This is a genomic window from Pseudophaeobacter sp. EL27 (assembly GCF_900313025.1).
Taxonomy (GTDB): Bacteria; Pseudomonadota; Alphaproteobacteria; order Rhodobacterales; family Rhodobacteraceae; genus Pseudophaeobacter.
In genome coordinates this window covers 557,413-572,065 of sequence record NZ_OMPQ01000008.1, presented here as the reverse complement: position 1 = coordinate 572,065, position 14,653 = coordinate 557,413, and the positions used below count along the sequence as shown (strand labels likewise).

Annotated in this window: 15 protein-coding genes; 8 read left to right on the top strand and 7 right to left on the bottom strand. The window is 58.3% G+C overall.

What is annotated here, in order from left to right; all coding sequences use genetic code 11:
• Positions 1–36: 36 nt before the first annotated feature.
• Positions 37–2,088 carry a molybdopterin-dependent oxidoreductase gene (locus ED661_RS07285; protein ID WP_122073223.1) on the bottom strand — a complete coding sequence of 684 codons (2,052 nt, stop codon included), beginning with the start codon at positions 2,086–2,088 and terminating at the stop codon, positions 37–39.
• Between the two features lie 164 nt (positions 2,089–2,252).
• Between ED661_RS07285 and ED661_RS07280 the strand changes: the two genes are divergently transcribed.
• On the top strand, positions 2,253–2,732 hold the full coding sequence (locus ED661_RS07280) for a GFA family protein (RefSeq protein WP_122073222.1): 480 nt from the start codon (positions 2,253–2,255) through the stop codon (positions 2,730–2,732).
• A 22-nt stretch (positions 2,733–2,754) separates the two neighbouring features.
• Here ED661_RS07280 and ED661_RS07275 read toward each other — a convergent pair whose 3' ends face one another.
• Both ED661_RS07275 and ED661_RS07270 read right to left on the bottom strand, forming a co-directional pair.
• Positions 2,755–3,177 (bottom strand): tellurite resistance TerB family protein, encoded by a 423-nt coding sequence (locus tag ED661_RS07275; RefSeq protein ID WP_122073221.1) that lies wholly within the window; start codon positions 3,175–3,177, stop codon positions 2,755–2,757.
• Between the two features lie 121 nt (positions 3,178–3,298).
• Positions 3,299–3,805 carry a cupin domain-containing protein gene (locus ED661_RS07270; RefSeq protein ID WP_122073220.1) on the bottom strand — a complete coding sequence of 169 codons (507 nt, stop codon included), beginning with the start codon at positions 3,803–3,805 and terminating at the stop codon, positions 3,299–3,301.
• A gap of 114 nt (positions 3,806–3,919) precedes the next feature.
• Between ED661_RS07270 and ED661_RS07265 the strand changes: the two genes are divergently transcribed.
• From ED661_RS07265 to ED661_RS07255, 3 genes are all read left to right on the top strand, one after another.
• Positions 3,920–4,813: a LysR family transcriptional regulator gene (locus tag ED661_RS07265; protein ID WP_122073219.1), complete on the top strand. Its 894-nt coding sequence runs from the start codon at positions 3,920–3,922 to the stop codon at positions 4,811–4,813.
• Positions 4,814–4,940: 127 nt separating this feature from the next.
• Complete coding sequence (locus ED661_RS07260) at positions 4,941–6,575, top strand: lysine--tRNA ligase (RefSeq protein ID WP_122073218.1); 1,635 nt, start codon at positions 4,941–4,943, stop codon at positions 6,573–6,575.
• A 397-nt stretch (positions 6,576–6,972) separates the two neighbouring features.
• Entirely contained in the window at positions 6,973–9,258 is a 2,286-nt protein-coding gene (locus tag ED661_RS07255; RefSeq protein ID WP_122073373.1) for a glycosyl hydrolase family 28-related protein, read from the top strand.
• 8 nt (positions 9,259–9,266) lie between these two features.
• On the opposite strand, the gene ED661_RS07250 is transcribed toward ED661_RS07255, so the two are convergent.
• Positions 9,267–9,752, bottom strand: a complete 486-nt coding sequence (locus ED661_RS07250) for a HugZ family protein (protein ID WP_122073372.1) — start codon at positions 9,750–9,752, stop codon at positions 9,267–9,269.
• A gap of 53 nt (positions 9,753–9,805) precedes the next feature.
• Positions 9,806–10,543, bottom strand: a complete 738-nt coding sequence (locus ED661_RS07245) for a hypothetical protein (RefSeq protein WP_122073217.1) — start codon at positions 10,541–10,543, stop codon at positions 9,806–9,808.
• A gap of 145 nt (positions 10,544–10,688) precedes the next feature.
• On the opposite strand from ED661_RS07245, the gene ED661_RS07240 reads away from it, so the two are divergent.
• Entirely contained in the window at positions 10,689–11,015 is a 327-nt protein-coding gene (locus tag ED661_RS07240) for an antibiotic biosynthesis monooxygenase (RefSeq protein ID WP_122073216.1), read from the top strand.
• Positions 11,016–11,123: 108 nt separating this feature from the next.
• Positions 11,124–11,534, top strand: coding sequence for a universal stress protein (locus tag ED661_RS07235; RefSeq protein WP_122073215.1), 411 nt, complete (start codon positions 11,124–11,126; stop codon positions 11,532–11,534).
• Between the two features lie 123 nt (positions 11,535–11,657).
• On the opposite strand, the gene ED661_RS07230 is transcribed toward ED661_RS07235, so the two are convergent.
• Positions 11,658–12,269, bottom strand: a complete 612-nt coding sequence (locus ED661_RS07230) for a hypothetical protein (RefSeq protein ID WP_122073214.1) — start codon at positions 12,267–12,269, stop codon at positions 11,658–11,660.
• 202 nt (positions 12,270–12,471) lie between these two features.
• On the opposite strand from ED661_RS07230, the gene comD reads away from it, so the two are divergent.
• Positions 12,472–12,975: a sulfopyruvate decarboxylase subunit alpha gene (gene comD / locus ED661_RS07225; protein WP_122073371.1), complete on the top strand. Its 504-nt coding sequence runs from the start codon at positions 12,472–12,474 to the stop codon at positions 12,973–12,975.
• Positions 12,975–13,529: a sulfopyruvate decarboxylase subunit beta gene (gene comE, locus ED661_RS07220; RefSeq protein WP_122073213.1), complete on the top strand. Its 555-nt coding sequence runs from the start codon at positions 12,975–12,977 to the stop codon at positions 13,527–13,529. The genes comD and comE overlap by 1 nt, the downstream gene beginning before the upstream one ends.
• Positions 13,530–13,598: 69 nt before the next feature.
• Here the strand turns inward: comE and ED661_RS07215 are convergent, their stop codons facing one another.
• The gene (locus ED661_RS07215) at positions 13,599–14,579 is read right to left on the bottom strand and encodes an NAD(P)-dependent alcohol dehydrogenase (RefSeq protein ID WP_122073212.1); all 981 of its coding nucleotides are present in this window, start codon (positions 14,577–14,579) and stop codon (positions 13,599–13,601) included.
• Between the last annotated feature and the right edge of the window lie 74 nt (positions 14,580–14,653).

Below are 14,653 nucleotides of genomic sequence, written 5' to 3'. Positions count from 1 at the left end.
AAGTAGACGAGAGGCAGAGCCAAAGTGCCCGGGTCGCTACTGTGTAGGTTTCACTTCGACAAAGGTTTCGTGATAGCAGGCGCCATCCTCGATATCGGTACGGATATCCGCCGGGATCAGCGCATTGACGGTGAAGCCTGTCTGCGAGGTGCCGCGCCAGGTGCCCTTGGGCGAGTAGAGCACGCCGGGGCGGGTCACCTCGGTGACTTTGAGCTGCAGAGTAACCGCACCAAGGGCGTTCCAGACCGAGACGATCTCGCCATCCTGCAATCCGCGTTCCTCCGCATCCTTGGGGTGCATCTCCAGGAGTTCCGGCCCGGTAGAGGCCGAGTCGCTGCCAAAGGTGGCATTGGTCCGTTTGGAGGAGCTGGGGGTGATCAGCGTCAAAGGCAGATCCTGTGGCGCTGGATCGTAGCGCGGCACGCCAAAGCCATAGCGGACCTCATAGTCCTGGCTGAACAGTTCAATCCGGCCCGAGGCGGTGGCGGGGCGTACGTTCTTGCACATCACCAGCGGTTCCCCGTCAGAGGCCATCATCTCAATCGCGCGATCCAGTGGGATCTCGCTGGGGCGCTTGCCCTCCAGCTGTGGATGGCTGGCGTCGATGGCCTCATCCATCAGCTGAGTGTCGCTGGCCTGAAACAGCGGATCCGTATAGCCAAAACGCGCAGCCAGGCGGCGGAAGATCTCGGTATTGGGCAGGCTTTCCCCGACATGAGGGATCACTGGCGCGGCCCGTTGCAGGTAGTTCTGGCCGTAAGCACCGTAGATGTCGTCGAATTCAAAATGCGAAGCCGCTGGCAGGATCACGTCGCAATAGGCCATACTGTCGGTCATCACCACATCGCAGCCCGCAATGAACAGATCCTCGCGCATCAGCGCCCGCATCAGATTGGCCTGATCTGGATGCGTGGCCACCGGATTGTGATTGTAGATCATGGTTGCTTTGATCGGCACCTCCAGGCCGTCGTCCTGCAGGATGTTGGCCAGATCGACGATGTTGAAGGTCCGGGTGCCGGGCCTGATCAGGTGATCGCCGTGCAGACGGCTTTGGGTTTTGGGGGTGGCACCGCCGGACTTTGCCATGACCCCGGCACCCAGCCGCCCGTGGTGGCCCAACAGAGCGGGCAGCGCCATGCCGGCCCGTAGCGCCGAGCCGCCGGAGCGACCGCGCTCGATCCCGTTGCCAAAGGCGCAGGCCATTTTTTTGGCCGCCACCATCATATCGGCCAGGGCGTGAAATTCGGCAGCTGAAATCCCGCAGGTCTCGACCACCTGATCCAGCCCATATTGCCGGGCCTGGGCCATATAGGGATCAAAGCCCGCAACCCATTGCGCAATAAATCCCTGGTCCAGTGCGTCCCGGCGCTCCAACTCGGCAGCCAGCCCCATGGCCAGCACCACATCGGTGCCAGGCTTGATTTGCAAGTACATGTCGCATTGCTCGGCAATCTTGATCCGCTTGGGGTCCACCACCACCAGCTTACCACCGCGGGCGCGCAGCTTCTTCAGCAGGGGCGCCAGATGCAGGTTGGAGACGGTGACATTATTGCCCCAGACCAGCACCAGATCGGAGTGCTCAAGCTGAACCGGCGGCATGCCGGGAGCGGCGCCAAACAGGCTGGCGTAGGCGCCACCACGCACGCCACCACAGAGCGGGCCGCGATTGAGCATGCTGGCCCCCATCTGGTAAAAGAACCGCCGATCCATCGAGCCGCCAGCCAGCTCACCATGGGGGCCAGCATAGTTGAAGGGCAGCACGGATTGGGGGCCATGGGCCTCAATCGCCTGGGTGAAACCCGCGTGGACCATGTCCAAAGCCTCGTCCCAGCTGATCTGTTCAAACTGGCCAGAGCCGCGCGGGCCGACCCGTTTGAGCGGATGGGTCAGGCGGGCTTTGCCGTGCACAAACTCTGGATAATAGCGCGCCACCTTGTTGCAGATCACATTGGCCGTATAGGGATTTGCGGTGGAGCCTTTGACCTCTAACACCGTGCCCCCCTGAACCTTGACGCTGAGGCTGCAGGTGTCGGGGCAGTCCAATGGGCAGACTGAGGGGAGGGTGGTTATGTCGAGGGGCTGGTTCATGATCTGGCTCCAAAGGCGGTGTTGGTGCCAGTCTATCGCCCAGAGGGTCATGTCATTAAGTGCCAAAAATGGGGAAATTGACCAGACCAATTGGGCGCGGTAGCTTTGGTCAGGCTCAATTCAGCTGCGGCGCCTTCCGGGCACCCCCTATGAGGCCCCCCCCCATGAAACCTCCCAAACTTCCACTAGAAGGTTCCTGCCTGTGTGGTTCCGTGCATGTCAGCTTGACTGCCCTGCCTCTTTTGACTCTGGCCTGTCACTGTCGTGATTGCCAGAAACTATGCGCCAGCGCCTATTCCCTGACCGCGATGTTTCCGGTGGACAGTTTTTCTGTCACCGGAGATCTGATGAGAGGAGGGCTGCGCAGCGAAGGCCGAGAACACTACTACTGCCGCTCCTGCCTGACCTTTGTCTATTCCCGCATCGCCGGAGCTGATGATCGGGTGAACCTGCGAATTTCCGTGCTCGACAATGCAGGGGCACTGCCGCCCTATGTTGAGGTGATGACAGATGAAAAGCAGGACTGGGCTGAGGTTGCTGCCGCCTACAGCTATTCTCGGTTTCCTGAGAGTACCGAGGATCTAAGGGGATTGATGGAGAGCTATTCCAAGAGCTGGTCGGCGCCTGTCCCGCCAAAAGACTAAATGGGCAGGCTCCGAGGGCGCTTTAGACCATGTGACGGGCCCGGGCACCGCGTTCGATAGCGGCGGCGTGCAGCCGGTCGATGTTGAGCTCATAGCGCACCTCAGCGAGGAACTCGAGCTCGGTCTCGGCCAGTTTGCCATCGGCGGCAGCAACGTCGCAGGCCAGAGCATAGGCGGTCTCATAGAGGCGTTCCGGCAGGTCGTCGCGGATCAGGCCAAACAGGGCTTCCAGCCCGTCTTCCTGTTCAAACAGATCCAACACGGTTTTGGAAATCCGGGTCATGCGGTCGATGTCGTAATCGGCAAAGACCGGCAGCATGTTGACGGCGGATTGGATCTTGATCAGCTCGGCGGTACGGATGTTTTCGTCCGAGGCAGAGACCGCCACCATCAGGGCCACGAGGCAGTCCTGCTGGGACATGGATTGGGCGTTTTGCTCGGGCATGGGAGATCCTTTTTGCGCGAAATTTCAAGCCAAAGGATAGGCATGGCCAGAGACAGGTTCAACTGCTGCCTCTGGTCAATTGATGCGAAACTGGCGGGAAACAGCCTGCGCGCTGGTGGATTTAGCCCTGAGCCTCTGTCGCGGCGGTAAAGCGGTAGGTGATTTGTTCAAAACTGCCTTCGGCAAACCCATAGGCAAACTTCAGCCCGTCGGGGCCGGCCTTGGTGTCGTGCTCGGCATTGGCGGGCACATAGATGGCAACGCCGGGGCGCATTTCATGAGGGATGCCATCGATGGTGACGATGCCGGACCCCTCAAGGCCAAGGTAGAACTCGGCGGGGTCGTGGCGATGGGGCAGCAGACGGCCATGGGGTTCGAACTCGGCAATGCCCAGCACCATATCGCGGGACTTTTCAGAACAACTGTTGATCAGGGTGCGCCAGCGGACCTCGCCATAGGCGGCATCTGTGCCACCAGAAAGCGGAACCTGTGCCGCATCCACCACCAATAGGTTGTCCTGGGGGGCATAAGGCAGGTTGGAGGCCTGATGCAGCTGTTCGGTTTCGCTGAGATCAGTGGCAAGGGTGGTGATATCCGTTGCAATATCCTGGGGCATTTCCTGTTGCATGTGCTGGGCCTCCGTGAGGTTGGTGTGCAGGTTGACTGAATGTAGATAAGGGGCTTTTGATGTTTGGCTCAATGCGGTAAAGCTGCAGTCTAATATACGGTGAGGTTATGTTAGATGCAGCGTCTTCCCAGCTTTTCGGGGCTTACGGCTTTCTATGCGGCGGCACGCCATGGTACACTGACCGCGGCTGCGGATGAGCTGAATGTTTCGCAACCGGCAGTTTCACGTCGGATCGCGACGCTGGAGGCGGATCTGGGCTGTGATCTGTTTGACCGAACCCACAAACCCGCCCGAATTACCCATGCAGGTAAGGATCTTTTGCAGGCCCTACACAGTGGTTTTGGGCAGATCGACGACGCGGTTTCACAGATCAGAAAAGCGGCGGAAACGCGGGTGGTGACGGTCACGGCACCTTCTGGTTTTGTCGGTTTCTGGCTCATTCCGCGCTTGGGGGAACTGGAGCAGGCCTTTCCTGATGTGACGATTCGTATCATAAGCCAGGAGTATGGAGAGGCAGTGCGCCCCGGCGATCTGACGATCCGCTTTGGATTGCCCGGCGGTGGTGGCGATGCAGAGACCCGACTGCTGAGCGATGAGGTCTATGCGGCGGCCAGCCCGCTCTATCTGGCGCGGCTGGGCATGACCGCACAGGGTTATGACTTCTCCCGCATGACCCTTTTGACGATGGAGGCCGCCCGCAGCCAGTGGCATGACTGGCCAAGCTGGTTCAAATCTGCGGGTCAGGTGATGCCACGGGGGGCGCGGGTGCTGGATTTCAGTTCCTATGCGATGCTGGTAAATGCTGGCCTAGCGGGACAGGGGATCTTTCTCGCCTGGGGGGGCATTCTCGACAGTTTTATCGAGACCGGTGCGCTGTTGCGGCTAGAGGCGCCAACCACCACATCGGCACGGGGTTACTTTGCCGGGTTGCGGGACGGGGCTGCCGCTCAGCAGGATGTGCGCCAGATTCTGGACTGGATTGTTGAAAAGGCGCATTTTAGCGGTTGAAACGGGCGCAAGCGCGGCTCTCTTCATTGACTCATGCTGCATCTGCACCATAGACCAAGCCGACCTGCTGCATGGGGCAGTGGGACAGGAATGAGGCGGCCATAGGGGCCGCTGATGGAGAACAGCAATGTCTGACTTGCGCGACACCGCTCTGAAGAGCAAAGCCTGGCCGTTTGAAGAAGCCCGCCGGGTGCTCAAACGTTATGCCAAGGGCGCGCCAGAGAAGGGCTATGTGCTGTTTGAGACCGGCTATGGTCCCTCGGGCCTGCCCCATATCGGCACTTTTGGCGAAGTGGCCCGGACCACGATGATCAAAAATGCCTTTGAGGTGATCAGTGATATCCCAACCAAGCTCATCTGTTTTTCCGATGATCTGGACGGTATGCGCAAAGTGCCGGGTAATGTGCCCGATGCCAATAGCCTGACGTCATACCTGCAAAAACCGCTGACCTCGGTGCCGGATCCCTTTGGCACCCATGAGAGCTTTGGGCATCACAACAACGCCATGCTGCGCCGGTTCCTCGATACCTTTGGCTTCGAGTATGATTTCTACTCGGCCAAGGATTTCTATGAGAGCGGCCAATTTGACGAAGTGCTGAAACGCGCTGTCGATAAATACGATGATGTCATGGCGATCATGTTGAAATCTCTGCGCGAAGAACGCCGCCAGACCTATTCGATCTTTTTGCCGATCCACCCCGAGACCGGCCGGGTGCTCTATGTGCCGATGAAAAAGGTCTGCGCCGAAACCTATACCGTGACCTTTGACGATGAGGACGGCAAGGAATGGACCCTGCCGGTCACCGGCGGCAATGTGAAGCTGCAGTGGAAGCCGGACTTTGGCGCCCGTTGGGCGGCGCTGGGCGTGGATTTTGAGATGTACGGCAAGGACCACAGCACCAATACGCCGATCTATGATGGCATCTGCCGGGTGCTGGGCCAGCGGGCGCCGGAGCATTTCACCTATGAATTGTTCCTGGATGCCAATGGGCAGAAGATCTCCAAAACCTCTGGCAACGGGATTTCGATTGACGAGTGGCTGACCTATGCCAGCGCCGAGAGCCTGTCCTATTTCATGTATCAAAAGCCCAAGACCGCCAAGCGGATGCATTTTGACGTGATCCCCAAAGCGGTGGATGAATACCACCAGCAGCTGCGCGCCTATGCGACGCAGGACACCAAGGCGCAGCTGAACAACCCGGTCTGGCATATCCATGCGGGTGATGTGCCAGCCTCGGATATGGTGGTGCCCTTCTCCATGTTGCTGAACCTGGCCTCTGCCTCCAGTGCCGAAGATAAGGAAACCATGTGGGGGTTCATCAATAAATACGCCCCCGATGCGACACCTGAAAGCAATCCGGCCATGGATCAGGCGGCGGGTTTTGCGGTGGCCTATTTCAATGACAAGGTCAAACCCACCAAGGTGTTCCGCGCGCCCAGCGATCAGGAACGTGTCGCCCTGCAGGACCTGGCGGATGCGTTGAAATCGGCGGATGCTGCCCTTGCGGCGATTGCCAAGAAAAACGAGGTTCTGGGCAAGGATGATCCCCTGCCTGAGGCCGATCTTGCAGATGAGGAATTCCTGCAATCCGTGGTCTTTGCCATTGGCAAGATCCATGGGTTTGACCCTCTGCGCGATTGGTTTACCGCAATCTATGAGGTGCTTCTGGGGGCCTCCCAAGGCCCGCGCTTTGGTGGCTTTATCGCACTATATGGGGTGGAAGAGACCATCACACTGATCGAGAAAGCCCTGGCGGACTAGTCTCTCGAGACCTGGTCTCTATTAAGAATTGGGAGCGCCCTCTGGGCGCTCTCTTTTTGTTTAAGAGCAGTGTTTTCAGCTCAAGATCCCACCCAAGCAATGCTTTGAAGACCTCACCCCTCGCCTGATCTGAGGTCCTGGCAGGGGCCGGTGGCTGCGTCCCAAACAAAATAGCCGTATCCCCACCTAAAGGGGCGGGGCCCCTCGGCGATTTGGTCCGGGGCAGCCGCCTTTCCCTGCCGGGCGGTCCTCAGGCGAGAGGCAGGCTCCAAAGCAAAGCCAGGCCAGGTGAGGCGCGAGGTGCAGGGGCAGCGCGCGCCCTGATGGAGCAGTCTTAAACCCGGGGCTCTATCTCTTGGCGGCGATATGCATGGGCGCTTTTGGAAAGGGTTTTGGGATGAACAAGGTGATTACTGCGGGTTTGGAGCTGATGCCGCCGGAGTTTGAGGCCGGACTGGATGTCTGGTCGAGCGGTGATGGCACGCCGGGCTCTGACACCTATGACGGGGCGACAAATGCAGCAATTGTGGTGGCGGATGCGGATTTTGCCGGCTGTCTGGAACTGCAGAAATTGCAGGCCACCCAGAAGCTGCGCTACATGGGGAAAACGCCGCTTTTGCCGGGATTCTATTTGCAGGTAAAGGCCCGGATCAAAGCCGTCAGCGGTGCCCTGCCAACGGTGCGGATTGCCGGCTGGGCCGGGGATAGCAGTGACAATCATGTTGCTGGGGTCACCGAGGTGGGCAGCAGTACCACGCTGACCTCCTATGGGTCGGTGGTTGAGGTGAGCGCCATTGTCGGCACCGGCAGTCGTACGGGTGTCGACATGCCCTGGGGGCTGGAGGCCAGCTATGGCCATTTGGGGCTGGATCTGATTGGCCCAAATGGGGGCGTGGTCCGTATTGATGACATCGAGATCACCGATCTGACCAGCGCCTTTCTGCGCGATATGGTGAGCGTGGTGGATGTCACGGATTTTGGCGCGATTGGGGACGATGTCACCGACAATACCGCGGCTTTTGAGGCGGCGGATGCCGCGGCTGCAGGGCGGCAGATCCTGGTGCCTGCGGGGCAGTTCTTTTTGGCTCAGACGGTTTCCCTGAATAGCCCGGTGCATTTTGAGGGCAGCCTGCGTATGCCTGTGGACAGGATGCTGCTGCTGCGCAAAAGCTTTGACTTCTCTTCCTATGCGGCAGCTTTTGGCAATGAGGAAGAGGGGTTCCGGAAGGCCTTTCAGGCACTGCTGAATTCCTCGGACCATGAATCGCTGGACCTGGGTGGGCGGATGGTCACGGTCACCGCTCCGATCGACATGCAGGCGGCGGTGCCCAATCGCAGCTCCTATGCGACCCGGCGGGTGATCCGCAATGGCCAGCTGACGGCCTCGGGCGGGGCGGCCTGGGATACGCAGGTCTGGAGTGAGCAGGCCACCTATGACCCCAATGATCCGCGCAAGCTGAAGAGCGTGAGCAATATCGCCAATATTCCCATTGGCGCGCTGGTCGAGGGGGCAGGCGTTGGGCGCGAGATCTATGTGCGCAGCAAAAACACTGGCGCCGGTGAGATCACTCTGAACGCGCCGCTCTATGATGCGGCAGGCACCCAGGTTTTTACCTTCAAGGATTTCAAATACCTGCTGGATTTCAGCGGCTTTAGCGCGCTGAGCAAATTTGGCATGACCGAAGTGGAGATCCAGTGTAATTCCCATTGCTCGGCACTACGCCTGCCTTCGGCCGGGACGGTGTTCAGCCTGGATCATTGCTTTATTTCCCGACCCAAGGATCGTGGCATTACTTCGATTGGGTCGGGGTGTCAGGGCATTCTGGTGGATAATTGCCAGTTCCTGTCGTCGGAGGAGGCCGAAACGGTGCCCAATCGCAGCAGCGTCGGGATCAATGTGAACGCCAATGACGCCAAGCTGCGCAACAACCGGGTGACCAAGTTCCGCCATTTTGCTTTGCTTGCGGGCGCCAATAACACCATCACCGGCAATCACTTTTTCCAAGGTGACAGTATCGCGGGCGGGGTGCGTACGGCGGGGCTGGTCATGGCCTCGACCTATTGTGCTTCGACGATCTCGGATAACTATGTCGACAATTGCTTCATTGAGTGGACCAATGAGCAGGATCCGACACCAAATTTCACTGGGGGGTTTTCCTTTTCTGCGCTGTCGATCACCGACAATGTGTTTCTGTCCAGCGATGTGGCGCCCTGGTTCAGCTATGTGGTGATCAAACCCTATGGCACTGGGCATTTCCTCAATGGGGTGAGCATTTCCGGAAATAAGTTTCGGTCGATCAATGGCAATATTGATCGGGCAGACCGGGTGGATACCAGCTTTTCTGATCTGGATTTCAGCCGTAGCAAATCGGTGTTCTTTGAAGGCAATACCTTTCACGGGATCACAACTGCGGTGGCCAGCCCGCTGCGGATCCGCCATGAGCAGGCCTCAGTGTCTACCAGTTGGGCGGTCTCGGCTGCAGGGGCCCTGCCGTTTCAAGGGCGGGCACGGGCGGCGGATGCGGTGGTTGCGATTGGACCGATGCGCAATTCCAGTGGCACCTATCGCTATCCGCGCCCCTGGGTGCAGTTGGAACAGGGCAGCAACAAGGATGAGATCCGGTTGAACTGGGGCGAGGCCCTGCGCGGTGAGGTGCAGGTGGTGCTGCGGGTCGACAAATAGAGTGGCGTTTATCTGGACTGGGCAAGATCATCAGGAGTGAGGTTGAACGCCTTGCCAAAGCCACCGTTCAAATTGCCCAGTCGCACAGAAAACCGGACAAAGGAGAAATCACCAAATCCGATGTAAAGCTTGGATTTGGGGTGGCTGCGCAGGTAATGCGTGGCCAATTCCGCATGTTCGAGGCTTTGGTTGTCGACAGGCCGCGCCGTGCCCACCAGGCTGAGCCGGGGATGGGTGAGCGGGTCGCCTTTGGGGCCAGGTTCCCCGACCAGCAGTGAGCAGGCGGGATTGATGCGCAGGTTCTGGCTGTGTTGTGCGAGGCTGGACATCAGGCTTATCGGCTGATCTGCGGGACACAGGCCAAAGGCGATCCTTGTGACCAGGGGGCAGCCCTCTGTGTCCAGTGTGGCGAGGGCGGCAAAGCGTGCCTCTGTCATCAGGGCCTGTGCCAGGGCGCGGGCATCCTCATCGGTTGGGCGGATCGGGTTTGTCATCGGGTCAGTCTCTTCGTCATTTGAGCAAGGAAAGATCTGGCTAGAGCGATGCATCAGAAGCGTTGCCACAGGGCTATCTTGAGGCCAAGACTCTGCGTGTTTGCACGGCGATATTCAAGCCCGATGGTCAGTTCACTGTTCTCGAAGCGTTGTTTGCCGGCAAAGGAAAAGCCAGCGAGTTTGATACGCAGAGATGGGGTGAGCGAATAGCTCAGATCGGTGTCCCGGCCAAAGGAGGTCTCAATCTGCAAAAGCGGCGAGACCCGGCGGTTGCTGTCTAACCCAAAGCTACCATTCACCTTCCATAGAGGGTGCGGGGCATCGCCACGCTGTTCATAGATCAGGTCGAGGTTACCCCATAGATTTCCATGCTGTGTTGCCTTGCTGCGCCCGGCCGACAGGGAGACCCGGTACATCGGATGCCACAGAAGGTTTGTATGATTGCTGCCAAGGGCCAACTCAGCCGCGATTTGGGTTTTACTGGCGCCTTGGCGCAGGGGCAGACGGGCAAAGACGAGCACATGGCCGGATTGCTGCCCGGAATGACGACCTGGCAGGCCAACTCGCTGGCTCCCTTGATGGGTCAGATCAATTCCGAGATCAAAATGCGGTGAAACACCAAAATCACGGTAAAAGCCAAACTCGCTGACCAGCCCCTGATCTGACCTGCGCAGGGTAAAGCTGGTCGCGGCAAAGCCACCGTCGACAGGGTGCTTCCAGGCACCGGCGGTAGCGGGCAGAGGCAGGGCTGCGGTGCAAAGCGCCAGAGCCAGATATTCTGGGCGGAACATGGGGTTATCGTGGAAAAAATGATATCATGCACTCTTTTTACGAGTATTATTCCGGTTGGAAAACTCCTGTGGTAAAAACGAGTCTGTTTCTTGGCGCAACCATCGTAGGCTGGTCACACTCAGCGAGATAGCCAAGGAGAAGCCAATGCCTAAAATTACCGATGGTGCGGATATCCAAACGGTCATTACGACCTTTGAAATGACACCAGGGACCTGCCAGGATCTGTTGGATGCACTGAGGGACGCCTATGGCGCATTCATCTCAAAACAGCCGGGGTTTATCTCTGCGGGGCTGCATGTAAATGACGCCCAGACACGGATTGCAAATTACTCGCAATGGCGCCGCCGCGAGGATTTTATGGCGATGTTGCGCTCTGACGAGATGCGGGCGCGCAACCGCAAGATCAACGAGCTTTGCCGGAGTTTCGAGCCGGTGATGTATGAGGTTTCAGCGACGTTCGAGAGTATTTGACCCCAAACAGGGGCGCTTCAGAAAGGGCAAAGTCCCTGATTTGAATCAAGGCCCGCCGGATGATCTGGGTACATGCTCACCTTAGGCGAGTAGCCAAGGAGGCTTTTCATGTATCACAATATTCTCGTGCCAATTTCGTTTGATCCTGATCGCGATGTATCGGCACCGCTCAAACTAGCACAGCTCTTGGCCACGCCAGAGGCCAAGATCACCCTGCTGCATGTGGTCGAACAGGTGCCGGCCTATGCGATTTCATACATGTCGGCAGACTATATGGCAGAGACACGCAGGGCATTGGAGACAGAGCTGGCCGCCCTGGCCAAGACCCTGCCAGGCAAGGCCAGCAGCCTGGTGATCGAGGGGCATTCCGGGCGGTCTATCCTCGACTGGGCAGAGGCAAACAAACCCGATCTTGTGATTATCTCATCCCATCGTCCGGGTATGCAGGATTTGCTGCTGGGCTCGACGGCCAGTCAGGTGGTGCGCCATGCAGCCTGTGCGGTGCATGTGGTCCGCTGACCTCTATGGCGCGACGATCTAATGCCAGAGCTCTGCAGTTAGGGATTCAGCGGGAGAGGCTATGACTTTGCCGCCTCCCCGTTGCGCGAGAAGTGAGGGCGCAACGAGGGGGCAGGCTCTGTGTCAAATCTGGCGTAGAAAACCCGTGATCAATCTATTGGCGAAGCGGATCATGCCACCGGGCAAGAGGGCGGAACGCAACAGAACCTTGTTGGAATTAACGGCCTGAGCAATGCGGGCATAGTGCTCTTGTTTGTTGGGTGCAGAGCGCAACAAAACGGTTTCAGCCTGGGCCATTGCTCGAACAGCTTCGCGTTTCACCCTAGGAACGGACGCCGGTTTTACAGGTGTGTAGGTTTCAAGAGCGCGGCGGCGATTGGGCTGGGTGGTGTCGCGGTTTTGCGCGACCACGGCCTGCAATCGACGCTCGACCTGCTCCAGTGCTTCTTGGGCTTCAGAATAGGCACCATTCCCCACCAACTTGTTTGCTGCGCGCCTATAGACCCAGCGATAACAGTCAAAACGGTAGACCTTTGGCTGCTCGGCGCAGCGGTCGCCCCCCCGGGATAGAATCTTTACCACGGATCGGGTTGTTGAGTTGCTCAACCCATATGAGGCGCCGCTCCCACCACCATCTCCCCCGCCATCACTTGCCAGAACAGGAGCAGGGCTTTGTACCAGCGCAAACAGGGCAATCAGGGGCGCAGCGACAACAACTCGCTTAACAATACTCATAACAACTCTCCTCAATACAGGAGAAAGGTAGCATGAAAGGTGACTGAGGCAAGATGGCTTCCGCACGGGAATTCAACACCATTTTGCTCCAAAGATCGCACCGACCCGCAGGTCGCAAATGTTGAGGAGCGCCAAACTATGCCTGCAACCGCCTCTTGTGGTAGAGGAAGGGTTCACAGCGCAAAGAAAAGGCATGTCCAAAATGAACATCGACAAGAAGATCGTGGATGATCTTGTTGCCAACGGTATTTCCTTTGTCACCACTGTTCCCTGCAAACAATTGGCCGGGGTGATTGAAGAAGTCGAGGCACGCGACGAGGTTTTTCATATCCCTTCCAACAAGGAGGATGAGGGTATGGGGCTCTGTGCGGGGGCCTGGATGGGGGGCAAACGTCCGGCGATCATCATGCAGAACACGGCGATCGGGGGCACAATCAACACCCTTGCCACGCTGATCCAGTACTACCGCATGCCCCTGCCAATGTTGATCTCCTATCGCGGTGAGCTGCGCGAACCGGTGGCCTGTCAGGTCGAGATGGCGGTGCATACCAAGGCCCTGCTGGCGCAGTTGAATATCCCGACCTACCATTTCCACAAACAGTCCGATGTGGAGGAACTTGATATGATCCTGAAATATACCTTCATGAGCAACAAACCGGTGGCGATCCTGACGGACGCCAATTTCTGGGGAGGCTATGGCGAATAATGATCCGTTCTGAAATCCTATCGGAGATCGCACCCCTGCTGCGGGATCAACTGGTTGTCTGTAACATTGGTATTCCCAGCCAGGAATTGCATGCCATCGATGACCAACCCAGCAATTTTTACATGCTTGGCACCATGGGATTGGCCTCCAGCATTGGTCTGGGCCTTGCCTTGGCACAGCCTAAGCCCGTGGTGGTAATTGATGGTGATGGCTCGGTTCTGACCAACCTTGGCACGCTGCCGACAATCGGCAATAACGCCCCGTCCAACTATATCCTGATGATCATCGATAATGGCTCTTATGGCTCGACCGGGGATCAACCGACCTACACTGGCAAAAAGACCAGCCTGGCCGGCATGGCGCGGGCGGCGGGCTGTGACAATGTGGTTGAGGTGCAGGATGTGGACACCAGTGCGGCACTGAAACAGGCGCTGGCGGCGGGCCAGGCAACGGTACTGGTGGTCAAATGTGACAGCGGCAATACCAAGATGCCGGTGATCACCCTGGATCCGGTGGTGATCAAAGATCGGTTCATGAAGGCTGTGCAGGCCTGATCCCTGCACAGGGCCCTTGTACAGGTGGCCCTCGATCAGATCTGGAATAGCTGGTCCCGGACGCTGGGGTCAGCGCAACACCACATTGCCAGTCTTGCGTCCGGTCTCGACATAGCGCTGGGCGGTGATCAGGTCGGCCAGGGGATAGTCACGATCCATCAGGGGCGTCAAAGCCCCGCTGCGCGTCAGGGACAGCAGCTGTGTCAGCAGCCCCCGCAGATGGGATGTCGTCTGCATACCCGCCGCTGAGAACCTTGCTTTACGTCCGCCCCAGAGCGCAGTTTTTAGCGCTGCGCGGAGCAGTTCGCCGCTCAGCACCGGACAGAGATAGCGGCCCTGTGGCGCCAGATTATTTCTGAGCCGCCCATAGGAAGAGATACCCAGCGTGTCGTAGATCACATCATAGGTCCTGGCCGTGTCAGCGATATCGATGCGGTTGTAGTCGATTACGTGATGCGCCCCGAGCGCGGTAACCAGATCTGCGTTGCGGGCGCTACAGGTAGCGCTGACTTCGGCACCCAAATGGCGGGCAATCTGGATGGCTGCACTGCCCAGACTACCAGAGCCACCCAGCACCAGCAGGCGCGCGCCGGGGCGCAATCTGGTGACGCGGGTCAGAAAATGCAGCGAAGTCAAAGGACCATCACAAAGCGTGCTGGCCTCGGCATGTGACAGGTTCTCGGGCTTTTTCAGCAGCAGGGCGCTCTCGTCGAGACAGATATGACTGGCATTGGCACTAAAGTGCAGCCCGCTCTCGCCAAAGATGCTGTCGCCAATGGCAAAACCTTTGACCTCAGGACCAATGGCGGTGACTAAACCGGATAGCCCCGTGCCCAGCAGATTGTTGCGTGGGTGTTTCAGGCCAAGAAAGGCGCGGGCAAATTGTGGTTCCCCCGCCCGCATCATGCAATCGGCGCGAGTCACCGCCGAGGCCTTGATTTCGATTTGCAACTGCTGCCCTTGAGGGGCAGTGAGCCTGGTTGTCACGGCCTGTAAAACTTCTGTGGGGCCATAATGGGGGATCGCCCAGGCGCGGAATGTCTCTGTCATTGCTTTGCCTTCTGTAGTCAGGAATAGGGGCGTTATGATGGGTTGTTTGCACTCCGATAAGGGCTTGAGGTGGT

What these genes read in the sequence shown, in the direction of transcription:
- ED661_RS07285 (WP_122073223.1), bottom strand. Translation starts at nt 2,088, where the DNA reads ATGAACCAGCCCCTCGACATAACCACCCTCCCCTCAGTCTGCCCATTG.
- ED661_RS07280 (WP_122073222.1), top strand. Translation starts at nt 2,253, where the DNA reads ATGAAACCTCCCAAACTTCCACTAGAAGGTTCCTGCCTGTGTGGTTCC.
- ED661_RS07275 (WP_122073221.1), bottom strand. Translation starts at nt 3,177, where the DNA reads ATGCCCGAGCAAAACGCCCAATCCATGTCCCAGCAGGACTGCCTCGTG.
- ED661_RS07270 (WP_122073220.1), bottom strand. Translation starts at nt 3,805, where the DNA reads ATGCAACAGGAAATGCCCCAGGATATTGCAACGGATATCACCACCCTT.
- ED661_RS07265 (WP_122073219.1), top strand. Translation starts at nt 3,920, where the DNA reads ATGCAGCGTCTTCCCAGCTTTTCGGGGCTTACGGCTTTCTATGCGGCG.
- ED661_RS07260 (WP_122073218.1), top strand. Translation starts at nt 4,941, where the DNA reads ATGTCTGACTTGCGCGACACCGCTCTGAAGAGCAAAGCCTGGCCGTTT.
- ED661_RS07255 (WP_122073373.1), top strand. Translation starts at nt 6,973, where the DNA reads ATGAACAAGGTGATTACTGCGGGTTTGGAGCTGATGCCGCCGGAGTTT.
- ED661_RS07250 (WP_122073372.1), bottom strand. Translation starts at nt 9,752, where the DNA reads ATGACAAACCCGATCCGCCCAACCGATGAGGATGCCCGCGCCCTGGCA.
- ED661_RS07245 (WP_122073217.1), bottom strand. Translation starts at nt 10,543, where the DNA reads ATGTTCCGCCCAGAATATCTGGCTCTGGCGCTTTGCACCGCAGCCCTG.
- ED661_RS07240 (WP_122073216.1), top strand. Translation starts at nt 10,689, where the DNA reads ATGCCTAAAATTACCGATGGTGCGGATATCCAAACGGTCATTACGACC.
- ED661_RS07235 (WP_122073215.1), top strand. Translation starts at nt 11,124, where the DNA reads ATGTATCACAATATTCTCGTGCCAATTTCGTTTGATCCTGATCGCGAT.
- ED661_RS07230 (WP_122073214.1), bottom strand. Translation starts at nt 12,269, where the DNA reads ATGAGTATTGTTAAGCGAGTTGTTGTCGCTGCGCCCCTGATTGCCCTG.
- comD (WP_122073371.1), top strand. Translation starts at nt 12,472, where the DNA reads ATGAACATCGACAAGAAGATCGTGGATGATCTTGTTGCCAACGGTATT.
- comE (WP_122073213.1), top strand. Translation starts at nt 12,975, where the DNA reads ATGATCCGTTCTGAAATCCTATCGGAGATCGCACCCCTGCTGCGGGAT.
- ED661_RS07215 (WP_122073212.1), bottom strand. Translation starts at nt 14,579, where the DNA reads ATGACAGAGACATTCCGCGCCTGGGCGATCCCCCATTATGGCCCCACA.